This is a genomic window from Pseudomonas sp. MSSRFD41 (assembly GCF_014230245.1).
GTDB lineage: Bacteria > Pseudomonadota > Gammaproteobacteria > Pseudomonadales > Pseudomonadaceae > Aquipseudomonas > Aquipseudomonas piscis.
On the sequence record NZ_JACKZK010000007.1, the window covers coordinates 186,712 to 210,167 of the forward strand.

Annotated in this window: 20 protein-coding genes; 1 reads left to right on the forward strand and 19 read right to left on the reverse strand. The window is 62.9% G+C overall.

Annotated features, from left to right (window positions below):
• Nucleotides 1-5 precede the first annotated feature (5 nt).
• Nucleotides 6-1,388: a cysteine--tRNA ligase gene (gene cysS / locus H7A76_RS13765; protein ID WP_185698995.1), complete on the forward strand. Its 1,383-nt coding sequence runs from the start codon at nucleotides 6-8 to the stop codon at nucleotides 1,386-1,388.
• A 69-nt stretch (nucleotides 1,389-1,457) separates the two neighbouring features.
• Here cysS and H7A76_RS13770 read toward each other — a convergent pair whose 3' ends face one another.
• The 19 genes from H7A76_RS13770 to purB form a co-directional block, all read right to left on the reverse strand.
• Entirely contained in the window at nucleotides 1,458-1,775 is a 318-nt protein-coding gene (locus tag H7A76_RS13770) for a DNA-binding transcriptional regulator (protein ID WP_185698996.1), read from the reverse strand.
• Nucleotides 1,776-1,994: 219 nt separating this feature from the next.
• Nucleotides 1,995-3,458 carry an NADH-quinone oxidoreductase subunit NuoN gene (gene nuoN / locus H7A76_RS13775; RefSeq protein WP_185698997.1) on the reverse strand — a complete coding sequence of 488 codons (1,464 nt, stop codon included), beginning with the start codon at nucleotides 3,456-3,458 and terminating at the stop codon, nucleotides 1,995-1,997.
• A 7-nt stretch (nucleotides 3,459-3,465) separates the two neighbouring features.
• Entirely contained in the window at nucleotides 3,466-4,998 is a 1,533-nt protein-coding gene (gene nuoM, locus H7A76_RS13780) for an NADH-quinone oxidoreductase subunit M (protein WP_185698998.1), read from the reverse strand.
• A 39-nt stretch (nucleotides 4,999-5,037) separates the two neighbouring features.
• A complete protein-coding gene (gene nuoL, locus H7A76_RS13785; RefSeq protein ID WP_022639654.1) occupies nucleotides 5,038-6,891 on the reverse strand; it encodes an NADH-quinone oxidoreductase subunit L in 1,854 nt (617 codons plus the stop codon).
• Nucleotides 6,888-7,196, reverse strand: a complete 309-nt coding sequence (gene nuoK / locus H7A76_RS13790; protein WP_022639653.1) for an NADH-quinone oxidoreductase subunit NuoK — start codon at nucleotides 7,194-7,196, stop codon at nucleotides 6,888-6,890. The genes nuoL and nuoK overlap by 4 nt, the downstream gene beginning before the upstream one ends.
• A 4-nt stretch (nucleotides 7,197-7,200) precedes the next feature.
• Nucleotides 7,201-7,701, reverse strand: a complete 501-nt coding sequence (nuoJ, locus tag H7A76_RS13795; protein ID WP_185698999.1) for an NADH-quinone oxidoreductase subunit J — start codon at nucleotides 7,699-7,701, stop codon at nucleotides 7,201-7,203.
• Nucleotides 7,702-7,710: 9 nt separating this feature from the next.
• Nucleotides 7,711-8,259, reverse strand: coding sequence for an NADH-quinone oxidoreductase subunit NuoI (gene nuoI, locus H7A76_RS13800; protein ID WP_022639651.1), 549 nt, complete (start codon nucleotides 8,257-8,259; stop codon nucleotides 7,711-7,713).
• Nucleotides 8,260-8,270: 11 nt separating this feature from the next.
• A complete protein-coding gene (gene nuoH / locus H7A76_RS13805; protein ID WP_185699000.1) occupies nucleotides 8,271-9,278 on the reverse strand; it encodes an NADH-quinone oxidoreductase subunit NuoH in 1,008 nt (335 codons plus the stop codon).
• Nucleotides 9,275-11,989, reverse strand: coding sequence for an NADH-quinone oxidoreductase subunit NuoG (gene nuoG / locus H7A76_RS13810; RefSeq protein ID WP_185699001.1), 2,715 nt, complete (start codon nucleotides 11,987-11,989; stop codon nucleotides 9,275-9,277). The genes nuoH and nuoG overlap by 4 nt, the downstream gene beginning before the upstream one ends.
• A 132-nt stretch (nucleotides 11,990-12,121) precedes the next feature.
• The gene (gene nuoF / locus H7A76_RS13815; RefSeq protein WP_185699002.1) at nucleotides 12,122-13,501 is read right to left on the reverse strand and encodes an NADH-quinone oxidoreductase subunit NuoF; all 1,380 of its coding nucleotides are present in this window, start codon (nucleotides 13,499-13,501) and stop codon (nucleotides 12,122-12,124) included.
• Nucleotides 13,498-13,995 carry an NADH-quinone oxidoreductase subunit NuoE gene (gene nuoE / locus H7A76_RS13820; protein WP_070091876.1) on the reverse strand — a complete coding sequence of 166 codons (498 nt, stop codon included), beginning with the start codon at nucleotides 13,993-13,995 and terminating at the stop codon, nucleotides 13,498-13,500. Before nuoE ends, nuoF begins: the two co-directional genes overlap by 4 nt.
• A gap of 2 nt (nucleotides 13,996-13,997) precedes the next feature.
• Nucleotides 13,998-15,779, reverse strand: coding sequence for an NADH-quinone oxidoreductase subunit C/D (gene nuoC, locus H7A76_RS13825; RefSeq protein ID WP_185699003.1), 1,782 nt, complete (start codon nucleotides 15,777-15,779; stop codon nucleotides 13,998-14,000).
• A 71-nt stretch (nucleotides 15,780-15,850) separates the two neighbouring features.
• A complete protein-coding gene (locus tag H7A76_RS13830) occupies nucleotides 15,851-16,525 on the reverse strand; it encodes a NuoB/complex I 20 kDa subunit family protein (RefSeq protein WP_022639646.1) in 675 nt (224 codons plus the stop codon).
• A gap of 10 nt (nucleotides 16,526-16,535) precedes the next feature.
• Nucleotides 16,536-16,949, reverse strand: coding sequence for an NADH-quinone oxidoreductase subunit A (locus H7A76_RS13835; protein WP_185699004.1), 414 nt, complete (start codon nucleotides 16,947-16,949; stop codon nucleotides 16,536-16,538).
• 593 nt (nucleotides 16,950-17,542) lie between these two features.
• Complete coding sequence (gene aceA, locus H7A76_RS13840) at nucleotides 17,543-18,868, reverse strand: isocitrate lyase (RefSeq protein ID WP_185699005.1); 1,326 nt, start codon at nucleotides 18,866-18,868, stop codon at nucleotides 17,543-17,545.
• Between the two features lie 483 nt (nucleotides 18,869-19,351).
• Nucleotides 19,352-20,122, reverse strand: coding sequence for a secretin N-terminal domain-containing protein (locus H7A76_RS13845; protein WP_185699006.1), 771 nt, complete (start codon nucleotides 20,120-20,122; stop codon nucleotides 19,352-19,354).
• Nucleotides 20,123-20,290: 168 nt separating this feature from the next.
• A complete protein-coding gene (locus tag H7A76_RS13850; protein ID WP_022639642.1) occupies nucleotides 20,291-20,713 on the reverse strand; it encodes a GNAT family N-acetyltransferase in 423 nt (140 codons plus the stop codon).
• Nucleotides 20,706-21,875 carry a cupin domain-containing protein gene (locus tag H7A76_RS13855; protein WP_185699007.1) on the reverse strand — a complete coding sequence of 390 codons (1,170 nt, stop codon included), beginning with the start codon at nucleotides 21,873-21,875 and terminating at the stop codon, nucleotides 20,706-20,708. Before H7A76_RS13855 ends, H7A76_RS13850 begins: the two co-directional genes overlap by 8 nt.
• 83 nt (nucleotides 21,876-21,958) lie before the next feature.
• Nucleotides 21,959-23,329, reverse strand: coding sequence for an adenylosuccinate lyase (gene purB, locus H7A76_RS13860; protein ID WP_185699008.1), 1,371 nt, complete (start codon nucleotides 23,327-23,329; stop codon nucleotides 21,959-21,961).
• Between the last annotated feature and the right edge of the window lie 127 nt (nucleotides 23,330-23,456).

The window sequence follows — 23,456 nt, forward strand, 5'->3', positions numbered from 1 at the left end:
CTAACGTGCTAACGATCTACAACACGCTCACCAAGAGCAAAGAAGTCTTCAAGCCCCTGGATGGCAACAATGTGCGCATGTACGTGTGCGGCATGACCGTGTACGACTACTGCCACATCGGCCACGGCCGCAGCATGGTCGCCTTCGACCTGGTGACCCGCTGGTTGCGTTTCAGCGGCTACAACCTGACCTACGTGCGCAACATCACCGATATCGAAGACAAGATCATCAATCGGGCGCGGGAGAACGGCGAGCCGTACAACGCCTTGACCGAACGCATGATCAAGGCCATGCACGAGGACGAGGCCCGGCTGAACATCAAGAAGCCGGACCTGGAGCCACGGGCCACGGATCATATCCCGGGCATGCTGAGCATGATCCAGACCCTGATCGACAAGGGTTATGCCTACGCGCCTGGCAATGGCGACGTGTACTACCGCGTCGCCAAGTTCATGGGCTACGGCAAGCTGTCGCGCAAGAAGATCGAGGACCTGCGCATCGGTGCGCGGATCGAGGTCGACGAAGCCAAGCAGGACCCGCTGGACTTCGTCCTGTGGAAGGCCACCAAGCCGGGCGAGCCGAGCTGGGAGTCGCCATGGGGCGCCGGGCGTCCGGGCTGGCACATCGAGTGCTCGGTGATGTCCACCTGCTGCCTGGGCGAGACCTTCGACATCCATGGCGGCGGCAGCGACCTGGAGTTCCCGCACCACGAGAACGAGATCGCCCAGAGCGAGGCGGCCACCGGCAAGACCTACGCCAATGCCTGGATGCACTGCGGCATGATCCGCATCAATGGCGAGAAGATGTCCAAGTCCCTGAACAACTTCTTCACCATCCGCGACGTGCTCGACAAGTACCATCCGGAGGTGGTGCGCTACCTGCTGGTGTCCAGCCATTACCGCAGTGCGATCAACTACTCGGAAGACAACCTCAAGGACGCCAAGGGCGCCCTGGAGCGGTTCTACCACGCGCTCAAGGGCTTGCCTAAAGTGACCCCTGCCGGCGGCGAGGCCTTCGTCGAGCGTTTCACCCAGGTGATGAACGACGACTTCGGTACCCCGGAAGCCTGTGCCGTGCTGTTCGAGATGGTGCGCGAGATCAACCGCCTGCGTGAGAGCGATCTCGACGCGGCGGCGGGCCTGGCGGCTCGCTTGCGGCAACTGGCAGACGTACTGGGCGTACTGCAACTGGAGGCCGAGGACTTCCTGCAGGCCGATGCCGGTGGTCGGGTCGACGCGGCGCAGGTCGAGGCGCTGATCCAGGCCCGCCTGGCGGCCCGGGCCAACAAGGATTGGGCCGAGTCCGACCGGATCCGCGACCAGATCACCGCCATGGGCGTGATCCTGGAAGACGGCAAGGGTGGCACCACCTGGCGCCTGGCTGACTGAGCCCTGGTTCGCAAGCAATAAAAAACCCGCCTCGTGCGGGTTTTTTATTGGCTGCGGGAAAAAGCCCCCTCAGGTCAGCGCAGCCAGGCGCTGCATGGTATCCGGGAAGCGTTCGACCAGGCGGATCAAGGTGGTGGCCTGGGCACTGGGAGTGGCGCGGCCTTGTTCCCAGTTCTCCAGGGTGCGGGTGTTGGTGCGCAGGTACATGGCGAATACCGAGCGCGAGAGGTTCAGTCGCTGGCGGACCTTCAGGACCTCGGCAGCGCTGATGGGCGGCAGCTTGGCGAGCTTCACCTGCTGGCTGCGCAGGGTGATCTGGCCCTGGCGCTCCAGGGTGAGGGCCTGGACGCCCTCCAGTGGCTCGGGAAAGATCTCGTGTCTGCTCATTGCTTCTGTCCTCGACCTTATTTTTCCAGCGATGCTCCGGCTCGTTGCCAGACCGAGGGGATAGCCTAGGACGGGGATCCGCAAGCGGCTTTCGGAATCAATCGCCAGGGCGCCGGGGAGGATTCCGAGCATTGGTGGGAAGAGGGGAGGGCGGGGCGCCTGAAATGCAAAACGGCACCCGAAGGTGCCGTTTTGTGTGGAGCGTTGTCGCTTGGGCGATCAGCCCGCCAGGCCGGAATGCTGGACCAGGGTCAGCAGTGGCTGCGGGTACACACCGAGGAAGAACGCCAGCACCGCGATGGCCAGCAGCATGACGCCACCGGCTTTCTGCTCCCAGTGCAGCTGGGCATCGACGCGACGCAGGTTCGGCTCGATCAGGTACAGGGTGACCATCACGCGCAGGTAGTAGAACACGCCGATGGCACTACCCAGGATCAGCGAGCCCACCAGCCACCATTGGTGCGCTTCGACACCGGTGGCGATGATGTAGAACTTGCCGATGAAGCCTGCGGTCAGCGGGATACCGGCCAGGGACAGCATCATCACGGTCAGCACGGCGGTCAGGTACGGACGGCGCCAGAACAGGCCGCGATATTCGTACAGGGCGTCGGCGTCGCGGCCTTTGTAGGGCGAGGACATCAGGGTGATCACGCCGAAGGCGCCGAGGCTGGTGATCACGTAGGTGACCAGGTACACGCCGATGGCTTCCATCGCCAGGCCCTTGCTCGCCACCAGGGCGATCAGCAGGTAACCGAAGTGAGCGATGGACGAGTAACCCAGCAGGCGCTTGAGGTTGCTCTGGGTCAGCGCCAGCAGGTTACCCACCAGGATCGAGGCAATGGCGATCACGGTCAGTACGTTGCTCAGGACGCCGCTGCTGGCCACTGGCGACAGCTGGAACAGGCGCACCAGCACCGCGAACACCGCGACCTTGCTGGCGGTGGCCAGGAAGGCGGCTACCGGGGCAGGAGCCCCTTCGTAGACGTCCGGGGTCCACAGGTGGAAAGGCACCAGCGACAGCTTGAACGCCAGGCCGACCAGCATCATGCCCAGGCCCAGCTGTGCCAGCGGGCTTGGCAGGCCGGTGGCCGCCAGGGCCTGGCCGATGCCGCTGAAGCTCAGGCTGCCGGCTTCTGCATAGAGCAGGGCCATGCCGAACAACAGGAAGCCCGAGCCGGCGGCCGACAGCACCATGTACTTGATGCCGGCTTCCAGGGAGCGCTTGTTGAAGAAGGCATAGGCCACCAGGCCGTAGACCGGTACCGACAGCAGTTCCAGGCCGATGAACAGGCCGGCCAGGTTCTGCGCGCTGACCAGCACCAGGCCACCTGCGGCGGCCAGGAGGATCAGCAGGTACAGTTCTTCACGGTTGCCCGGGTAACCACTGCTGCCGTCGCCCAGGTAGGCGTGGGCCAAGGTCACGCAGGCCAGGGTGGCCACCAGGATCAGGGCCATGTAGAGGCAGGCGAACTGATCGATCTGCAACAGCGGCGTGACCGCGATGGGTGCCACTTTCAGCACCGGGAAGATCGACAGCAAGGCCAGGTTCAGGCCCGCCACCGAGAGGAGGAAGGTCTGGGCGTGATTGCGACGCCAGGCGATCGCCAACATCACCACCACAAGGGTGGCGCTGGTGATCAACAGCGGCGCCAGGGCGATAAAGTGTTGAATCGTAAAGTCCATAGCGCTCTTACCGGGCCGAAGCGAGTTGAGTGAAGGCGGTGCTGAGCCATTGCTGCACGCCATGCATGGTGGCGGCAGAGGTATCGAGGAACGGTTGCGGGTACACGCCGATGTAGATCAGCAGTACCGCCAGTCCCAGCACCATGATCAGTTCGCGAGCATCCATGCCGTGCAGCACGGCGTCCGACTTGGACGGGCCGAAGTAGGCACGGTGGATCATGATCAGCGAGTAGACCGAGCCGAACACCAGGCCGGAAGTGGCGATCGCGGTGATCCATGGCGCACTGACGAAGGTACCGATCAGGATCAGGAACTCGCCGACGAAGTTGCCGGTGCCCGGCAGGCCCAGGGAGGCGGCTGCGAAGAACAGGCTGATGGCCGGCAGGTAGGCGATACGCGACCACAGGCCGCCCATTTCACGCATGTCGCGAGTATGGGTGCGCTCGTACAGCTGGCCGCTGAGGATAAACAGCGCGGCTGCCGAAACACCGTGGGCCAGCATCTGGATCACCGCGCCCTGCAGGGCTTGCTGGCTGCCGGAGTAGATGCCGATCAGCACGAAGCCCATGTGGGACACGCTGGAGAAGGCGATCAGGCGCTTGATGTCGGTCTGGGCGAAGGCCAGGAAGGCACCGTAGAAGATGCCGATCAGGCCCAGGGTCATGGCGATCGGTGCGAACTCCGCCGAAGCGTTGGGGAACAATGGCAGGGCGAAGCGCAGCAGGCCATAGGCCGCGGTCTTCAGGAGGATACCGGCCAGGTCCACGGAGCCGGCGGTCGGTGCCTGGGCGTGAGCGTCAGGCAGCCAGGAGTGGAGCGGCACCACTGGCAGCTTCACCGCGAAGGCGATGAAGAAGCCGAGCATCAGGATGTACTCGGTGGCGGTGGACATCTTGGTCTTCAGCAACTGGGCGTAATCGAAGGTGATCACCCCGGTGTTGTTGAAGTTGACCAGCACCAGGCCCAGGATCGCCACCAACATGATCAGGCCGGAAGCCTGGGTGAAGATGAAGAACTTGGTCGCCGCGTAGATCCGGGTCTTCTTGCCATCGGCCGAGCTATGACCCCAGAGCGCGATGAGGAAGTACATCGGCACCAGCATCATTTCCCAGAAGAAGAAGAACATGAACAGGTCCAGCGCCAGGAACACGCCGACAACGCCGCCCAGGATCCACATCAGGTTCAGGTGGAAGAAGCCCACGTGGCGCTCGATCTCTTTCCAGGAGCAGAGTACCGAGAGGATACCCAGCAGGCCGGTCAGCAGGATCATCAACAGCGACAGGCCGTCCAGGGCCAGGTGCACGTTGATGCCGAAGCGCTGGATCCACTGGTGCTTGAACTCGATGGCCCAAGTCGGATCGACGCCAGGCGCCGGAGCAAATGAATAGTTACCGTGGGCCCACAGCCAGAGGCCGAGGGCGAGTTCCAGGGTCATGGTCAACAGCGCAATCCAGCGGGGGAGGGTGGCGCCGAAGCGCTCACCCAGCCAGCACAGCAGGCCGCCGATGAAGGGGATCAGGATTAGCCAAGGCAGAATCATGACGGGCTCAATTCCTTTCGCAAGTTCGCAAGGTTCATATCAGACCGCTACCAGCACGACGGCGCCGATGACCAGCACGGCACCGGCAGCCATCGAGGCGGCGTACCAACGCAGTTGACCGGTTTCGGTACGGCTCAGGGAGTTGTGGCCCCCCTTGGCCATACGCGGGATCAAACCGATGGTCTGATCGAGCGGGTCCTTGCGCAGTACATGGCTGATCGCCAGGTATGGCTTGACGAACAGTTTGTCGTAGATCCAGTCGAAGCCCCAGGCGGCGAACCACCAGGCCGAGAGCAGACGCCCGATGCCGCTGTTGGCGATGGCGGTGACCACGCGACGCTTGCCAAGGAACAACAGGGCGGCCAGCAGGATACCGGCCAGGGCGATGGCGCCCGAGGCGATTTCCAGGCTGTGCTTGGCTTCGCCGCCAGCATGGCCGGCGCTCAGGGGCAGCACGCCGTGCAGGGGCGGAGTGATCATCGCGCCGATACCGGTGGACAGCACGATCAGCACCACCAGCGGCAGCCAGTGGGAAATGCCGTGGCCGGCGTGGGCTTCGGTCTTGGCTTCACCGTGGAAGGCGATGAAGATCAGGCGGAAGGTGTACAGCGAGGTCATGAACGCACCCACCAGGCCGGCATACAGCAGGCCTTGGTTGCCGCTGGCGAAGGCTTCCCAGAGGATCTCGTCCTTGGAGTAGAAGCCGGCGGTGACCAGGGGCAGGGCCGCCAGGGCCGCGCCACCGACGATGAAGCTGGCGTAGGCCAGGGGCAGTTTCTTCCACAGGCCGCCCATCTTGAAGATGTTCTGCTCGTGGTGGCAGGCCACGATCACCGCACCGGAGGCCAGGAACAGCAGGGCCTTGAAGAAGGCGTGGGTCATCAGGTGGAAGATCGCGCCATCCCAGGCACCCACGCCCAGGGCCAGGAACATGTAGCCGATCTGGCTCATGGTCGAGTAGGCGAGGATGCGCTTGATGTCGGTCTGTACCAGCGCGGCGAAGCCGGCCAGGACCAGGGTCACGCCGCCGACCAGGCCCACCAGGTGCAGGATTTCCGGCGCCAGGGTGAACAGGCCGTGGGTACGGGCGATCAGGTAGACACCCGCGGTCACCATGGTCGCGGCGTGGATCAGTGCCGAAACCGGGGTCGGGCCCGCCATCGCGTCCGCCAGCCAGGTCTGCAGCGGCAGCTGGGCCGATTTACCGACGGCGCCGCCGAGCAGCATCAGGGTCGCCAGGGTGATCCAGAAATCACCGGCCTGGAACTTCTGCGGCGCTGCCACCAGCAGTTCCTGGACGTTCAGGGTGCCCAGTTGCTGGAACAGGATGAACAGGCCGATGGCCATGAACACGTCGCCGATACGGGTGACGATGAAGGCCTTGAGTGCAGCGTTACCGTTGTTGCGGTTGCTGTAGTAGAAACCGATCAACAGGTACGAGCACAGGCCCACGCCTTCCCAACCGAAGTAGATGAACAGCAGGTTATCGCCGAGGATCAGGAACAGCATGCTGGCGATGAACAGGTTGGTGTAGGAGAAGAACCGCGAGTAGCCGGCTTCGCCACGCATGTACCAGGACGCGAACAGGTGGATCAGGAAGCCGACGCCGGTCACCACGCCAAGCATGGTCACCGACAGGCCGTCCAGGTACAGGGTGAAGTTCGGCGCGAAGCCGTCCACCGACATCCACTGCCACAGCAGCTGGCTGTACGCGCCGCCTGCTGGCGGGGCGACATTGAACTGCCAGATCACGTAGGCGGCGGTGGCGGCCGAGAGGCCTACCGAGCCGACGCCGATCAGCGCGGACAGGTTCTCCGAGAACCGCCCGCGGGAGAACGACAGCAGCAGGAAGCCGATCAGGGGGAAGACGAAAGTCAGGAAGAGAAGGTTCATCCGCGCATCTCACTGGCAGCATCGATGTCGAGAGTGTGGAAGCGGCGATACAGCTGCAGCAGGATCGCCAGGCCAATGCTGGCCTCGGCGGCTGCCAGGCTGATCACCAGGATGAACATCACTTGTCCATCCGGCTGCGCCCAGCGGGCGCCAGCGACGATGAAGGCCAGTGCCGAGGCGTTCATCATCACTTCCAGGCTCATCAACACGAAGAGGATGTTACGGCGGACCATCAGGCCGACCAGGCCGAGGCAGAACAGGATGCCGGCAACCGCCAGCCCATGCTCGAGAGGGATAGTAGGCATCGTATTACTCCTTCGCCTCGTTGCGGCCCAAGTGGAACGCCGTGACGGCTGCGGCGAGCAGCAGCATCGAGGCGAGTTCGACCACCAGCAGGTAAGGACCGAACAGGCTGATGCCCACGGCCTTGGCGCCTACGGTGGTTTGACCGACGCCGGCACCGCTCTGGTGGCTGAACAGGACGTACAGCAGTTCGACCAGCAGCAGCGCAGCGAGGATCACCGGCCCGATCCAGATGCCCGGCTTGAGCCAGATACGCTCTTGCTGGACCGCAGCCGGGCCGAGGTTGAGCATCATCACCACGAATACGAACAGCACCATGATGGCGCCGGCGTAGGCGATCACTTCCAGGGCGCCGGCGAACGGCGCGCCGAGGCTGAAGAAGGTCATCGCCACGGCGATCAGCGAAATGATCAGGTAGAGCAGGGCGTGCACAGGGTTGGTATTGGTCACCACACGAAGCGTGGAGACCACCGCAACACCTGACGCGAAATAGAAAGCGAATTCCATCGTTCTTCCTTAAGGCAGCAAGCTCTTCACGTTGATCGGCTCGGCTTCGTTCTGCGCGGTGCCTTTGGGCTTACCGGCAATGGCCATGCCTGCAACACGATAGAAGTTGTAATCAGGGTTCTTTCCGGGACCGGAGATCAGCAGATCTTCCTTCTCGTAAACCAGGTCCTGACGTTTGAACTCGGCCATCTCGAAATCCGGTGTCAGCTGGATCGCGGTGGTCGGACAGGCTTCCTCGCAGAGACCACAGAAAATGCAGCGCGAGAAGTTGATGCGGAAGAAGTCCGGGTACCAGCGACCGTCTTCGGTTTCAGCTTTTTGCAGCGAGATGCAGCCCACCGGGCAGGCCACCGCGCACAGGTTGCAGGCTACGCAGCGCTCTTCGCCGTCGGGATCGCGGGTCAGTACGATGCGACCACGGTAGCGGGGCGGCAGGTACACCGGCTCTTCCGGGTATTGCAGGGTGTCGCGCTTGCGAAAGCCATGGCCGAAGACCATGACCAGGCTGCGCAACTGGGTACCAGTACCCTTCACGATGTCGCCAATATATTTGAACATGGGTCAAATCCTCACTGGGCCGCAACGGCTGGCGCGTTGTAGAGCACGAGCGCAGCGGTCACCAGCAAATTGATCAGGGTCAGCGGCAGGCAGAACTTCCAGCTGAAGTCCATCACCTGGTCATAGCGTGGGCGCGGGATCGAGGCGCGCAGCAGGATGAACAGCATGATGAAGAACGCGGTCTTCAACGCGAACCAGACGAAGGACAGTTGCGGCAGGATGCCGAACGGACCGTGCCAGCCACCGAAGAACAGGGTGACCAGCAGTGCCGAGATCAGGATGATGCCGATGTATTCGCCAACGAAGAACATGCCCCACTTCATGCCGGCATATTCAATGTGGTAACCGTCGGCCAGTTCCTGTTCCGCTTCGGGCTGGTCGAAGGGGTGACGGTGAGTCACGGCCACGCCTGCGATGAAGAAGGTACAGAAGCCGAAGAACTGCGGAATGATGAACCACAGGTTCTGCGCCTGGTAGTCGACGATGTCGCGCATGTTGAACGAACCGACCTGGGCCACGATGCCCATCAGCGCCAGGCCCATGAACACTTCGTAGGACACGGTCTGGGCCGAGGCACGCAAGCTGCCCAGCAGGGCGAACTTGTTGTTGCTCGACCAGCCGGCGAACAGCACCGCATAGACCGAAAGGCCGGCCATGGCGAAGAAGAACAGCAGGCCGATGTTCAGGTCCGCGACACCCCAGGTCGGGGTGATCGGGATGATCGCGAAGGCGATCAACAGGGCGCTCATGGCCACCACCGGTGCCAGGGTGAAGATCACCTTGTCGGCGAACGGCGGGGTCCAGTCTTCCTTGAAGAACATCTTCAGCATGTCGGCGGCGATCTGGAACATGCCGAACGGGCCAACGCGGTTCGGACCGTAGCGGTCCTGCCACCAGCCCAGCAGGCGACGTTCGACGAAGCTCAGCAGCGCACCGGCGATCACCACCGCCAGCAGGATGACGATCGCCTTGACGACCGTGAGGATCACGTCGATCACTTCAGGGGTAAACCAACTCATTGCGCCGCCTCCTGCAGACCGTCAACGGATTTGCCTGCGAACGCCGGAGGAATTCCGGCCAGGCCGACTGGCAGGGCCACCAGGCCGGCACCCAGCTCTTCGTTGATCCGCAGCGGCAGGCGCAGGGTCTGGCCAGCCAGTTTGATCGCGAGCATGGCGCCATCGTTGACGCCCAGGCGGTCGGCCTCGGACTTGGCCAGGGCCACGTAGGCGGCTGGAATGCGTTCTTGTATCGGAGCGGCCTTCGAGGAGTTCTCCTCGCTGCCGAACAGGTGGTAGAACGGCACGGCCTGCCAGGTGCCCTGGGCCGGGGAGAAGGCCTTCGGTGCGCTGGCGAACCAGCTCAGGCGATCGCCCTGGCTTTCGATCAGGCGGGTACCCGGGTCGCCGGCGCGCAGGTGGCCGCCGACTTCATCCTGGAACTTGTTCCAGGCTTGCGGCGAGTTCCAGCCCGGTGACCAGGCGAATGGCACTTGCGAGCGCGGTTCGGCGGAGCCCGAGTAACCTTCCATGGAGTAGGCGAAGGCGGTATCCGGGTCTTGCGATGTACGCGGTTCGTGCACGCTCTGGTTGGCGCGCATGGCGGTCCGGCCGCTGTAGCGCAGCGGTTCGCGCGCCAGCTTCAGGCCCTTGATGCGGAACGCGGCGGACGGCGCGGCATCGACGATGCTGGCCAGTTGCGCGTTACTCGCGGCGCAGGCAGCGGTCACCTGGTCCAGCTGGGTCCAGTCGACCGGCTTGTTCAGCAGGGTGCTACGCAGGGCGTGCAGCCAGCGCCAGCCTTCGTGGACCATGATGCTGGCGTCCAGGTAGGTCGGGTCGAAGACCTGGAAGAAGCGCTGGGCGCGACCTTCCTGGCTGACCAGGGTGCCATCGCCTTCGGCGAAGCTCGCCGCCGACAGCACCAGGTGCGCGCGTTCCACGGTAGCGGTCTGCTGGTGGTCGGCCACGATCACCACCTTGGCGGCGTTCAGTGCGGCATCCACCTTGGCGGCGTCGGTGCGGGTGTACAGGTCGTTTTCCAGGACCACGATGGCGTCGGCACGGCCGTCGATCACCGCTTGCAGGGCCGCGTCCACCGATTCGCCACCGAGCATGGCCAGGCCGAGGCTGTTGGCCTCTGGCACCACCAGGCTGATGGAGCCGGCCTTGTCACGCAGCTTCAGGGCCTTGGCGATGTTGGCCGCGGCCTCGATCAGTGCCTTGGAACCCAGGGAAGTACCGGAAACGATCAGCGGGCGCTTGGCGGCCAGCAGGGCATCGGCGATGCGCTGGGCCAGTTCCTGGGCTTCGCGGTCCAGGCCTTCCACCGCTGGAGCGCTGGCGTCGATGGCGTGGGCCACGGCGAAACCGATGCGGGCCAGGTCGTCGGGAGCGGCGTGTACACACTCTTCGGCGACGTCGTCGAGGCGGGTTGCAGCCAGGCTGGCGATGAACAGCGGGTTCAGCGCGTGCTGGCCGATGTTCTTCACCGCAGCGTCGAGCCATGGCTGGACGCGCATGGCGTCGGCCATTTCCTCGGCCTTGCCCTTGACCGACTGGCGCAGGGCCAGGGCCATGCGGGCGGCGGTCTGGGTCAGGTCCTCGCCGAGGACGAACACCGCGTCGTGGTCTTCCACTTCACGCAGGTTGGGAATCGGCAGCGGGCTGTCCTTGAGCACTTGCATCGCCAGGCGGATGCGCTCCAGCTCGCTGGCTTCGATACCGGAATAGAAGTGCTCGGCGCCGACCAGCTCCAGCAACGCATAGTTGCTTTCCAGGCTGGCGCGTGGCGAGCCGATGCCGACGATGTTGCGTCCGCGCAGCAGGTCGGCAGCCTGGTCCAGGGCCTGGTCCAGGTTCAGCTGGGTGCCGTCGGCCAGGCGTGGCTGGCGAGGACGGTCCTTGCGATTGACGTAGCCATAACCGAAGCGGCCACGGTCGCAGAGGAAGTACTGGTTGACCGAACCGTTGAAGCGGTTCTCGATGCGTCGCAGTTCACCGTAGCGCTCGCCGGGGCTGATGTTGCAGCCGCTGGAGCAGCCATGGCAGATGCTCGGCGAGAACTGCATGTCCCACTTGCGGTTGTAGCGCTCGGAGTGGGTCTTGTCGGTGAACACACCGGTCGGACAGACCTCGGTGAGGTTGCCGGAGAATTCGCTTTCCAGCACGCCATCTTCGACGCGACCGAAGTACACGTTGTCGTGGGCGCCGTAGACACCCAGGTCGGTGCCGCCAGCGTAGTCCTTGTAGTAGCGCACGCAGCGATAGCAGGCGATGCAGCGGTTCATCTCGTGGGCGATGAACGGGCCGAGTTCCTGGTTCTGGTGGGTACGCTTGGTGAAACGGTAGCGGCGCTCGTTGTGGCCGGTCATTACCGTCATGTCCTGCAAGTGGCAGTGACCGCCTTCCTCGCACACCGGGCAGTCGTGCGGGTGGTTGGTCATCAGCCATTCGACGACGCTGGCGCGAAACGCCTTGGACTCTTCATCGTCGATGGAAATCCAGGTGCCGTCGGAGGCAGGGGTCATGCAGGACATGACGATACGACCGCGGGTGTCGTTCTCGTCGGTGTACTGCTTGACCGCACACTGCCGGCAGGCGCCGACGCTACCGAGCGCCGGGTGCCAGCAGAAATAGGGGATGTCGAGGCCGAGTGACAGACAAGCCTGTAGCAGGTTGTCCGCACCGTTGACTTCGAGCGCTTTGCCGTCTACGTGGATAGTGGCCATGGTTCAAAGTTCTTCGTTGGCCCGCGCGAGCGGGCGTGGCTAATGGAAATCGGTGGACCTGCGGCCCGCACCGAACGAGTCGGGCGGGCCGCGAGGCCGGCGGATGGCACGGACCATCCGCGATTCATCTTGTTATGCGCCGACCACGATCGGCCCGGCCTGGATTGGCTTGGCCAGGTTCGGGCGCAGGGCGTCGCCAGCAGTTGCTGGAGCGACACCGGCCTCGAACTCGGACCGGAAATACTTGATGGCACTGCCCAGAGGCTCGACGGCACCCGGTGCGTGAGCACAGAAGGTACGGCCTGGGCCGAGGAAGTTGACCAGACCCAGCAGGGTCTCGATGTCTTCGGCGCGGCCCTGGCCCTTCTCCAGGGCGCGCAGCATCTTCACGCTCCATGGCAGGCCGTCGCGGCATGGGGTGCACCAGCCGCAGGATTCACGGGCGAAGAACTCTTCCATGTTGCGCAGCAGCGAGACCATGTTGATGCTGTCGTCCACCGCCATGGCCAGGCCCGTACCCATACGGGTGCCGACCTTGGCGATGCCACCGGCGTACATCTGCGCGTCGAGGTGCTCGGGCAGCAGGAAGCCGGTACCGGCACCGCCTGGCTGCCAGCACTTGAGCTTGAAGCCGTCGCGCATGCCACCTGCGTAGTCTTCGAACAGCTCGCGGGCGGTGACGCCGAACGGCAGTTCCCACAGGCCCGGGTTCTTCACCTTGCCGGAGAAGCCCATCAGCTTGGTGCCGTGGTCCTCGCTGCCTTCGCGGGCCAGCGACTTGTACCAGTCGTTGCCGTTGGCGACGATGGCCGGGACGTTGCACAGGGTTTCGACGTTGTTCACGCAAGTCGGCTTGCCCCACACGCCGACGGCGGCAGGGAAGGGCGGCTTGGAGCGAGGGTTGGCGCGGCGGCCTTCCAGGGAGTTGATCAGCGCGGTTTCTTCACCGCAGATGTAGCGACCGGCACCGGTGTGCACGAACAGCTCGAAGTCGAAGCCGCTGCCCAGGATGTTCTTGCCCAACAGGCCCGCGGCCTTGGCTTCCTCGATGGCACGGTTCAGGTGCTTGGCCGCGGTGGTGTACTCGCCACGCAGGAAGATGTAGCCGCGGTAGGCCTTCAGCGCACGGGCGCTGATCAGCATGCCTTCGACCAGCAGATGGGGCTGTTGCTCCATCAGCATGCGGTCCTTCCAGGTGTTGGGTTCCATTTCGTCCGCGTTGCACAGCAGGTAGCGGATGTTCATGGACTCGTCTTTGGGCATCAGGCCCCACTTCACGCCAGTGGGGAAGCCTGCGCCGCCACGGCCCTTGAGGCCGGAGTCCTTGACGGCCTGGACGATATCGTCCTGGGACATCTGCGCCAGTGCCTTGCGGGCAGCGGCGTAGCCGTTCTTGGCCTGGTACTCTTCGAGCCAGACCGGCTCGCCGTCGTCACGCAGGCGCCAGGTCAGCGGGTGGGTTTCGGCCGAACGGGCGATGCGGTTGGCCGGGCCGAAGGAAGTGATGGTCATACGTAACCCTCCAGCAGCTTGGCGACGCCAGCGGGCTGCACGTCGCCAAAGGTGTCGTCGTCGATCATCAGCGCCGGGGCCTTGTCGCAGTTGCCCAGGCAGCACACCGGCAGCAAGGTGAAGCGACCGTCGGCGGTGGTCTGGCCGAGGCCGATGCCCAGTTCGCTCTGGATCTGGCTGACCACCGACTCGTGGCCACCGATGTAGCAGACCATGCTGTCGCACACGCGAATGATGTGGCGACCGACTGGTTGGCGGAAGATCTGACTATAGAAGGTGGCTACGCCCTCGACGTCGCTGGCGGGGATGCCCAGCACTTCGCCGATGGCATAGATAGCGCCGTCCGGCACCCAGCCTCGTTCCTTCTGGACGATCTTCAGGGCTTCGATGGACGCCGCGCGCGGGTCCTCGTAGTGATGCATCTCGTGCTCGATGGCCGAGCGCTCGGTTTCGCTCAGGGCGAAACGGTCTGTCTGGATAAGCGTGCTGTTCATGCTTAGCGGTCCACGTCGGCCATAACGAAGTCGATACTACCCAGGTACGCGATCAAGTCCGCGACCATGCTGCCGCGGATCACCGAAGGGATCTGCTGCAGGTGGGCGAAGCTCGGGGTACGGATCCGGGTGCGGTAGCTCATGGTGCCGCCATCGCTCGTCAGGTAATAGCTGTTGATGCCCTTGGTCGCTTCGATCATCTGGAAGGATTCGTTGGCCGGCATCACCGGACCCCACGAAACCTGCAGGAAGTGCGTGATCAAGGTCTCGATGTGCTGCAGGGTGCGCTCTTTAGGTGGCGGCGTGGTCAGCGGGTGGTCCGCCTTGTACGGGCCTTCCGGCATGTTGCGCAGGCACTGGTCGATGATACGGATACTCTGGCGCATCTCCTCGACGCGGACCATGCAGCGATCGTAGGCATCGCCGTTGTGGCCCAGCGGGACTTCGAACTCGAAGTTCTCGTAACCCGAGTATGGGCGGGCCTTGCGCAGGTCGAAGTCGCAACCGGTGGAGCGCAGGCCGGCACCGGTGGTGCCCCACTCCAGGGCTTCCTTGGTGTTGTAGGCGGCGACACCGATGGTCCGGCCACGCAGGATGCTGTTCTGCAGGGCGGCCTTGGTGTATTCGTCGAGGCGCTTGGGCAGCCAGTCGACGAACTCCTTGACCAGCTTGTCCCAGCCGCGCGGGAGGTCGTGGGCCACACCGCCGATGCGGTACCAGGCCGGGTGCAGGCGGAAGCCGGTGATGGCTTCGATCACCTTGTAGGCGCGCTGGCGGTCGGTGAAGGTGAAGAACACCGGGGTCATGGCGCCCACGTCCTGGATGTAGGTCCCCAGGAACAGCAGGTGGCTGGTGATGCGGAAGAACTCGGCCAGCATGATGCGGATGGTGTCGACCTTCTCCGGCACCTTGATGCCGGCCAGCTTCTCGACCGAGAGCACGTACGGCAGGTTGTTCATCACCCCGCCGAGGTAGTCGATGCGGTCGGTGTAGGGGATGAAGCTGTGCCAGGACTGGCGCTCGGCCATCTTCTCGGCGCCCCGGTGGTGGTAGCCGATGTCCGGCACGCAGTCGACGATCTCTTCGCCGTCCAGTTGCAGGATGATGCGGAAGGCACCGTGGGCGGAAGGGTGGTTCGGGCCCAGGTTGAGGAACATGTAGTCCTCGTTGGCCCCGGAGCGCTTCATGCCCCAGTCTTCAGGGCGGAAGCGGGCGGCTTCTTCTTCGAGCTGCTGCTTGGCCAGGTTCAGGCTGAACGGATCGAATTCGGTGGCACGGGCCGGGAAGTCCTTGCGCAACGGGTGACCTTCCCAGGTCGGCGGCATCATGATCCGCGAGAGGTGAGGGTGGCCGGCGAAATCGATGCCGAACATGTCCCAGACTTCGCGCTCGTACCAGTTGGCGTTGGGCCAGATACTGGTCACGGATGGCAGGTTCAGGTCGCCCTCGGACAGGGCCACCTTGATCATCACGTCGCTGTTTCGCTCGATCGACAGCAGGTGGTAGAACACGCTGAAGTCGGCACCTGGCAGGCCCTGGCGCTTGGTGCGCAGGCGCTCGTCCACGCCGTGCAGGTCATAGAGCATGACGTACGGCTTGGGCAGGTTGCGCAGGAAGGTCAGGACTTCGACGAGCTTGGAGCGCTCGACCCACAGCACCGGCATGCCGGTGCGGGTGGCCTGGGCGGTGAACGCCTCGGGGCCAAAACGGTTGTTGAGTTCGACGACCACATCCTGGTCGTCAGCCTTATAAGGCGGGATGTACAGAGCACTGCCTGTAGTCATGGTTTTTTATCGCTTTCGGTCAACGTAAAGAGTGAAGCCAGTGTCGTTTCTTGGTTAAGAACAGATCTGGATCAGACTTCGTCAGGGCTGCGCAGGTTGGTGACCTGAATACGCTGTTCGCGGCGCTGTTCCTTCTGCGACGGCATTTCAGCGCGATACACGCCTTGGTCGCCGACGACCCAGGAAAGTGGGCGACGCTCCTGGCCAATGGATTCTTGCAAGAGCATCAGGCCCTGCAGGAATGCCTCGGGACGGGGCGGGCAGCCAGGTACGTAGACGTCCACGGGCAGGAACTTGTCCACCCCCTGAACTACGGAGTAGATGTCGTACATGCCACCGGAGTTGGCGCACGAACCCATGGAGATGACCCACTTGGGCTCGAGCATTTGCTCGTAGAGACGCTGGATGATCGGTGCCATCTTGATGAAGCAGGTACCGGCAATGACCATGAAGTCCGCCTGGCGTGGCGATGCCCGGATAACCTCGGCGCCAAAGCGCGCGATGTCATGGGGCGCCGTGAAGGCGGTGGTCATTTCCACGTAGCAGCAGGAGAGACCGAAGTTGTACGGCCAAAGGGAGTTCTTGCGCCCCCAGTTGACCGCGCCACTCAGCACGTCTTCCAGCTTGCCCATGAAGATGTTTTTGTGGACCTGATCCTCTAACGGATCGGCGACGGTTTCCCGCTGGCCGATTGGATACTGGTCGTTAGGAGCATCGGGGTCGATCCTGGTGAGATTGTATTGCATTGCCAAAGCCTCATTGTTTTAGCTTCGCCTGCCGCTTACGACGACCTTCCGGAGCCCAATCAAGAGCCCCCACTCGCCAAAGGTAGACAAGACCTGCCAACAGAATTGCTATGAAAACGAGAGCTTCGGCGAATCCGGTCCAGCCGCTTTCGCGGACGGACACAGACCAGGCAAAGAGAAATAGGGCTTCGATATCGAAGATCACGAAGAGCATCGCGACCAGATAGAATTTGGCTGAGAGCCGCAAGCGGGCGCCACCTGTAGGTAGCATGCCGGACTCGAACGGTTCGTTTTTACTGCGGCCCCAGGCTTTTGACCCGAGGAGGCTGGAGAGGCCGAGCATGAAGGCGCATAGGCCGACAACACCCAGAAGGAAAATGGCAAAGCCCCAGTTGTGGGCCATGAGTCCTGTCGCTTCGGGCATGCTGGTAATCCTTAACAGAGAGCAAGAGTCTCTGAGCTTGATAAAGAAACAAAGCAGTGACGATATGTCGCAGTGCAATCAATCGCGCTGATTTTATGGCTAAACACCGGGCAAGTAAAATTTCTGAAGCGAAATTGTTTATCGCAATAAGGACATAGCTCACCTCGGTAGCGCCGCAGGCCGCGGCCTGTGGGCATTAGCGGGAGTTTCGTTAATTATCTTTTGTTGTGGCTGTAACGAAAGTCGCAATATCTAAATGATAATCAATATTGTTTGGGGGCTGATTTAAACTGCTTTCCTCGACAGGGTGGGAAAGTTGCTTGTTATATCCCTGTTACTACAAGTAGCAGGACCGTACCTTTTAGCCTGTTTCGCTGCTGTGAATGCCGCCCTGGGTCAATGTTTTGCCAGTTTTTGTGCGTTGGTTGCGTTGTGGTGGGGGAGCGAAGGCAAGGAGGATGACGGCCGTATCGTCCTGGTCAATTCAGGATGGGCAAAAAAACGCCCCGAACCAGTCGGGGCGTCAGATTTACAGCAGTGCAGTCGTTCTTACCGGCCTGCATTGGCCGCTCGATCAGGGCGTGATGCCTGGATCAGTGGAACTGTTCTTCTTCGGTGGAGCCGGTCAGGGCGGTTACCGAGGACTTGCCGCCCTGGATCACGGTGGTCATGTCGTCGAAGTAGCCGGTGCCCACTTCCTGCTGGTGCGCCACGAAGGTGTAGCCTTTGGAGGCGTCGGCGAATTCCTGCTCTTGCAGCTTCACGTAGGCAGTCATGTCGTTGCGGGCGTAGTCGTGCGCCAGGTTGAACATGCCGTGCCACATGTTATGGATGCCGGCCAGGGTGATGAACTGGTGCTTGTAGCCCATTGCCGACAGCTCGCGCTGGAACTTGGCGATGGTGGCGTCGTCCAGGTTCTTCTTCCAGTTGAACGAAGGCGAGCAGTTGTAGGACAGGATCTGGTCCGGGTACTCCTTCTTGATCGCTTCGGCGAAACGACGGGCTTCGTCCAGGTCCGGCTTGGCGGTTTCACACCAGATCAGGTCGGCGTAAGGCGCATAGGCCAGGCCGCGGGCGATGGCCTGGTCGAGGCCGGCGCGGACCTTGTAGAAGCCTTCCGGGGTGCGCTCGCCAACCACGAACGGTTGGTCGTACGGGTCGCAGTCGCTGGTCAGCAGGTCGGCGGCGTTGGCGTCGGTACGGGCCAGGATGATGGTCGGTACGCCGGCAACGTCGGCCGCCAGGCGAGCAGCGGTCAGCTTCTGCACCGCTTCCTGGGTCGGAACCAGTACCTTGCCGCCCATGTGGCCGCATTTTTTCACGGAGGCCAGCTGGTCTTCGAAGTGAACGCCGGCGGCGCCTGCCTCGATCATGTTCTTCATCAGTTCATAGGCGTTCAGTACGCCGCCGAAACCGGCTTCGGCGTCAGCCACGATCGGTGCGAAGTAGTCGACGTAGCCTTCGTCACCTGGGTTCTTGCCGGCTTTCCACTGGATCTGGTCGGCACGACGGAACGAGTTGTTGATGCGCTTGACCACGGTTGGAACCGAATCCACCGGGTACAGCGACTGGTCTGGGTACATGGACTCGGCCGAGTTGTTGTCGGCAGCCACTTGCCAGCCGGACAGGTAGATGGCCTGGATGCCAGCCTTGACCTGTTGCACGGCCTGGCCGCCGGTCAGGGCGCCCATGCAGTTGACGAAATCTTTTTCAGGGCGGAAGGATGGGTGGGCGCCCTTGGTCACCAGGTTCCACAGTTTTTCCGCGCCCATGCGGGCCAGGGTGTGCTCTGGCTGGACGGAACCACGCAGGCGAACGACATCGGCGGCGGTGTAGGTACGGGTCACGCCTTTCCAGCGCGGGTTTTCGGCCCAGTCTTTTTCGAGGGCTGCAATTTGCTGTTCGCGTGTCAGTGCCATGGAGATAAACCTCGTCGCATAGGTCTTGGTGGAAAATTCCTGCTCCGCCGATTACGCAGGTCCTGAAAAAGTGCGTAGAAGGCTGTTCGCTGACCAGGGGCTGGGTGCTCAAGTCGGTCTGGCGCGATGGCGACGGGTGAACGATGGGCTCGAGGGGAAGTGAGCAGGTGGAGGCCAGCTGCAGGGCGCATCCGGGCGTCGTGGGCCTTCATGCGATCCTTCAGTGTGTTGCCGATCTACCTAATTACGCTTCCGTCCCTCGGGACAACTTCGTTCCAGTCGCAATCTCGTCAAACGCGCCTTGTGGGCGGTACAGACACGAATCGGCTCAGGTGGGTGGGTTAGAGCGGCGATCCGAAGGCCCTTGCTAGGGCCCCTGATTAGCGGGAGCGAGGCCATCATGCCCGCGGTTTTTTGGCTCGTCAAATGTTTTGTAGTGCTTTTTTTAAGGCACTACATCTTTGGTCTAATACGACTAATCAGTCAGTTTTCGGTGCCTTGGTCCAAGGCGTCGACCTTGACCCGCAAGGTCATGTCATCCCGCCCCTGGGTCGAGTAGCTGCGGCCCAGGCCCTGCTTGTCGGCCTGGGTCTGGCGGTTGACGCCGGCCAGGGGGATCCACTCGCCCAGCCGTCCGCTGACCGTTGTGTCGGTACTTTGCACGTTCACTACATCAGGACGTTCCTGGCTCATGCGGTCACGGTTGGTGCTGATGCTCAGGTGCACGGTCTCGCCGGTGACGCTGGCCGTCACGTAGAAGCCTTGGGTGACGTTGCGGTACTGGGTCTGGTTCAGCAGGCGGCCGTAGGAGTCGGTCTGGGTGCTGGTCAGGGGTACGCTCTGGCCGACCTGGATCAGCGCTGGCACGCCTTCGCTGGCCTGGACCTGCTGGATGCCGCCGTCACGGCTTTCGGTGCTGCGGTTGATGATGCGAGCCTGTGGCGCACCGTTGATCGTGTAGCCCTGGTTGCCCTGGAAGTTGTTCTCGTTGGTGTCGACGGTGATCAACAGGCGCCTGGCCGGGGTGTCGAGCTGGGCGATGAAGGCGCGTAGCTCGGCGATACGGCCCGGCTCGGCATTGACGATCAACTGGTTGCCATAGGCGCTGACCTTGCCGTCCTTGCCGATGAAGTTCTGTGCCAGCGGCAGCAGGTCGGCGCTGGTGCGGTTGTTCAGGGGCACGATTTCGGTAGCGGCGATGACCGAGCAGCTGAAGGTCAGCAGCAGTGTCGTGAGCAGGGTGCGTAGGGACATATCCGTTATCTCCGCGAGTAGCTGGCGTAAGGCCTTGAGTTTGACACTTTGTCGGCCCAGGGTGGGGCAAGTTGAATCCCGGACGGCAAAACGCCCCGCCATCCTGGTCCCGGCCTCGAGGCGCAGGGGATGGCGGGGCGTCTTACACGCGCTTGGGCGAGTGGGCTGTCAGGCGCCACGCACCATGTCGACGTGGGGGATGCCCGCTTCGAGGAATTCCTCGCTGACGATGGAGAAGCCCAGGCGCTCGTAGAACGGCGTCGCCTGGACCTGGGCGCTGAGCATCTGCTGCTTCAGGCCGCGTTTCTCGGCTTCATCGATAACGGCACGCATCAAGGCGTCGCCGACTTTCAGGCCGCGCCAGTCCTTGAGTACCGAGACTCGGCCGACGTGGCCGTCGGGCAGCAGGCGCGCGGTGCCGATGGCGAAGTCGCCCTCGAAAGCCAGGAAGTGCACGGCGCCGTTGTCGTCCGAATCCCACTCCAGTTCGGGTGGAACCGATTGTTCGGCAATGAATACCGCTTCACGAATGCGCCGGATCTCGGCGTTATCCTTTTGCCAGTCTGCGACACGTACGTGAATCTTATTCATCGGCAAATCCCAGGCTCCCTTGCTTGACCAGTTCGCACAGCAGGCCGCGTCCGTCGTCATCCGCCAGCCAGGGGCCGAGGTTGTCGATGTGCAGCGCATCGGCGGCGCAAATCATTTTCAACAGCTCGCGCAGTTTACCGGGAAGCAACCGGCTTTGGCCGCTGGCAAACAGTAACAAGTCTTCGTCCACCTCGGACCAGGCCAGGCGTGCGCTCGGGTTGCGAATCAACACCGCGCCCTGTTCCAGGCTGTCCAGCAGTTCGTCTTCTTCCATCGCTTCCGGGCCTGTCACCAGCTCCGGATAGCGCGGCTCGGTCATGAACTGGCCGAACCAGGTCAGCAGCAGGCGTTCGTCGCCCATGTGTTCGGCCAGCAGGCCCTTGAGGCGGTCGAGGGCGTCGTGCTGGATCTGGTGCGGATCGATGGCCGGTTGTGCGTCGGCGTCGGTATAGCGCTCTTCGTCCGGCAGGAACTGGCTGAGGAAGTCGGTGAAGTGGGTCAGCACTTCGGCGGCGCTCGGTGCGCGGAAACCTACCGAGTAGGTCATGCAATCGTTGACCGCGACGCCGTAGTGGGCCAGGCGTGGCGGCAGGTACAGCATGTCGCCGGGTTCCAGGACCCAGCTTTCGGTTTCTTCGAATTCGGCGAGGATGCGCAGGTCCGCGTGCTGCAGCAACGGGCTGTCGGCGTCGCACATCTGGCCGATCTTCCAGTTGCGCTTGCCGTGGCCCTGCAGCAGGAACACGTCGTAGTTGTCGAAGTGCGGGCCGACGTTACCGCCAGGGGCGGCGAAGCTGATCATCACGTCGTCGATACGCCAGCTGGGCAGGAAGCGGAAATGCTCCAGCAGTTCGGCGACTTCCGGCACGAACTGATCCACCGCTTGCACCAGCAGGGTCCAGTCGCGCTCGGGCAGCTTGCTGAATTCGTCCTCGGCGAAAGGGCCGCGACGCAGTTCCCAGGGGCGTTCGCCGTTTTCGATCACCAGGCGCGACTCGACTTCTTCTTCCAGGGCCAGGCCGGCCAGTTCGTCGGCATCGATCGGGCTTTGGAAGTCAGGCATGGCCTGGCGCACCAGCAGCGGTTTCTTCTGCCAGTAGTCGCGCAGGAATTCCCGCGCGGTAAGGCCGCCCAGAAGTTGCAGGGGAGTATCAGGATTCATGTGTAACCTATTGAAAAAATGTATTTTTCTAGCAGGAATAAAAACGCCCGGCGCGGCCGGGCGTCAGAAGGTCAGGCCGCGCTTCAGATGCGTTTTGCCTGGGCCGCGGCGTTGCCGATGTAGCTGGCCGGGGTGAGCTGCTTCAGCTCGGCCTTGGCGGTCGCCGGCATGTCCAGCCCGTCGATGAAGGTCTGCAGCGCTTCTGGGCTGATGCCCTTGCCGCGCGTCAGTTCCTTGAGTTTTTCGTACGGGTTTTCGATGTTGTAGCGACGCATCACGGTCTGGATCGGCTCGGCCAGTACTTCCCAGCAGGCGTCCAGGTCGTCGGCGATCTTCTGGGCATTGAGCTCCAGCTTGCCAATGCCCTTGAGGCTGGCTTCGTAGGCGATCACGCTATGGGCGAAGCCGACGCCCAGGTTGCGCAGCACGGTGGAGTCGGTCAGGTCGCGCTGCCAGCGGGAAATCGGCAGTTTGCTGGCCAGGTGCTGGAACAATGCGTTGGCGATGCCCAGATTGCCTTCGGAGTTCTCGAAGTCGATCGGGTTGACCTTGTGCGGCATGGTCGAGGAGCCGATTTCGCCGGCGATGGTCTTCTGCTTGAAGTAGCCCAGGGAAATGTAGCCCCAGATATCCCGGTCGAAGTCGATCAGGATGGTGTTGAAGCGGGCGATGGCGTCGAACAGCTCGGCGATGTAGTCATGCGGCTCGATCTGCGTGGTGTAGGGGTTGAAGGCCAGGCCCAGCTCATCTTCGATGAAGGCGCGGGCGTTGGCTTCCCAGTCGATGTCCGAGTAGGCCGACAGGTGGGCGTTGTAGTTGCCCACGGCGCCGTTGATCTTGCCCAGCAGCGGCACGGCGGCAACCTGGACGATCTGGCGCTCCAGGCGGTACACGACGTTGGCCAGTTCCTTGCCCAGGGTGGTCGGGGAGGCTGGCTGGCCGTGGGTGCGCGAGAGCATTGGCACGTCGGCGAAGCGGTGGGCCAGTTCGCGGATCGACTCGGCGATCTGGCGCATCAGCGGCAGCAGCACGCTGTCGCGGCCTTCGCGCAGCATCAGGGCGTGGGACAGGTTGTTGATGTCCTCGCTGGTGCAGGCGAAGTGGATGAATTCGCTGACCTTGGCCAGCTCAGGGAGCTTGGCGGCCTGCTCCTTGAGCAGGTATTCGATGGCCTTGACGTCGTGGTTGGTGGTGCGCTCGATTTCCTTGACGCGCTCGGCGTGCTCGAGGGCGAAGTCGTCGGCCAGGCTGTTGAGCAGGGCGTTGGCGTCGGCGGAGAAGGCCGGCACTTCAGCGATTTGCGGGTGGGCGGCCAGGCGCTGGAGCCAGCGCACCTCGACCAGGGCGCGGAAACGGATCAGGCCGTATTCGCTGAAAATAGGCCGCAGGGCCTGGGTTTTGCCGGCGTAGCGGCCGTCAACAGGGGAAACCGCAGTGAGCGAAGAGAGCTGCATGGGGTGTTCTCGGACAGTCGGGCAACGAAATGGGGCGCGTATCATACATGAAAATATCCGCCGGTCCGTTGCCAACTGACCAGCGTCTTACGCGCAGCTCTTGAAAAAAACGCTTGGGCGAGCGCAG

Coding starts and splice junctions, on each gene's coding strand:
- H7A76_RS13830 (WP_022639646.1), bottom strand. CDS start 16,525: ATGCAATACAATCTCACCAGGATCGACCCCGATGCTCCTAACGACCAG.
- aceA (WP_185699005.1), bottom strand. CDS start 18,868: ATGGCACTGACACGCGAACAGCAAATTGCAGCCCTCGAAAAAGACTGG.
- nuoM (WP_185698998.1), bottom strand. CDS start 4,998: ATGATTCTGCCTTGGCTAATCCTGATCCCCTTCATCGGCGGCCTGCTG.
- purB (WP_185699008.1), bottom strand. CDS start 23,329: ATGCAGCTCTCTTCGCTCACTGCGGTTTCCCCTGTTGACGGCCGCTAC.
- nuoG (WP_185699001.1), bottom strand. CDS start 11,989: ATGGCCACTATCCACGTAGACGGCAAAGCGCTCGAAGTCAACGGTGCG.
- nuoI (WP_022639651.1), bottom strand. CDS start 8,259: ATGTTCAAATATATTGGCGACATCGTGAAGGGTACTGGTACCCAGTTG.
- nuoF (WP_185699002.1), bottom strand. CDS start 13,501: ATGACCATCACTTCCTTCGGCCCGGCCAACCGCATCGCCCGTTCGGCC.
- nuoN (WP_185698997.1), bottom strand. CDS start 3,458: ATGGACTTTACGATTCAACACTTTATCGCCCTGGCGCCGCTGTTGATC.
- nuoC (WP_185699003.1), bottom strand. CDS start 15,779: ATGACTACAGGCAGTGCTCTGTACATCCCGCCTTATAAGGCTGACGAC.
- H7A76_RS13855 (WP_185699007.1), bottom strand. CDS start 21,875: ATGAATCCTGATACTCCCCTGCAACTTCTGGGCGGCCTTACCGCGCGG.
- nuoK (WP_022639653.1), bottom strand. CDS start 7,196: ATGCCTACTATCCCTCTCGAGCATGGGCTGGCGGTTGCCGGCATCCTG.
- H7A76_RS13835 (WP_185699004.1), bottom strand. CDS start 16,949: ATGCCCGAAGCGACAGGACTCATGGCCCACAACTGGGGCTTTGCCATT.
- H7A76_RS13770 (WP_185698996.1), bottom strand. CDS start 1,775: ATGAGCAGACACGAGATCTTTCCCGAGCCACTGGAGGGCGTCCAGGCC.
- H7A76_RS13850 (WP_022639642.1), bottom strand. CDS start 20,713: ATGAATAAGATTCACGTACGTGTCGCAGACTGGCAAAAGGATAACGCC.
- H7A76_RS13845 (WP_185699006.1), bottom strand. CDS start 20,122: ATGTCCCTACGCACCCTGCTCACGACACTGCTGCTGACCTTCAGCTGC.
- nuoH (WP_185699000.1), bottom strand. CDS start 9,278: ATGAGTTGGTTTACCCCTGAAGTGATCGACGTGATCCTCACGGTCGTC.
- nuoE (WP_070091876.1), bottom strand. CDS start 13,995: ATGAACAGCACGCTTATCCAGACAGACCGTTTCGCCCTGAGCGAAACC.
- nuoJ (WP_185698999.1), bottom strand. CDS start 7,701: ATGGAATTCGCTTTCTATTTCGCGTCAGGTGTTGCGGTGGTCTCCACG.
- nuoL (WP_022639654.1), bottom strand. CDS start 6,891: ATGAACCTTCTCTTCCTGACTTTCGTCTTCCCCCTGATCGGCTTCCTG.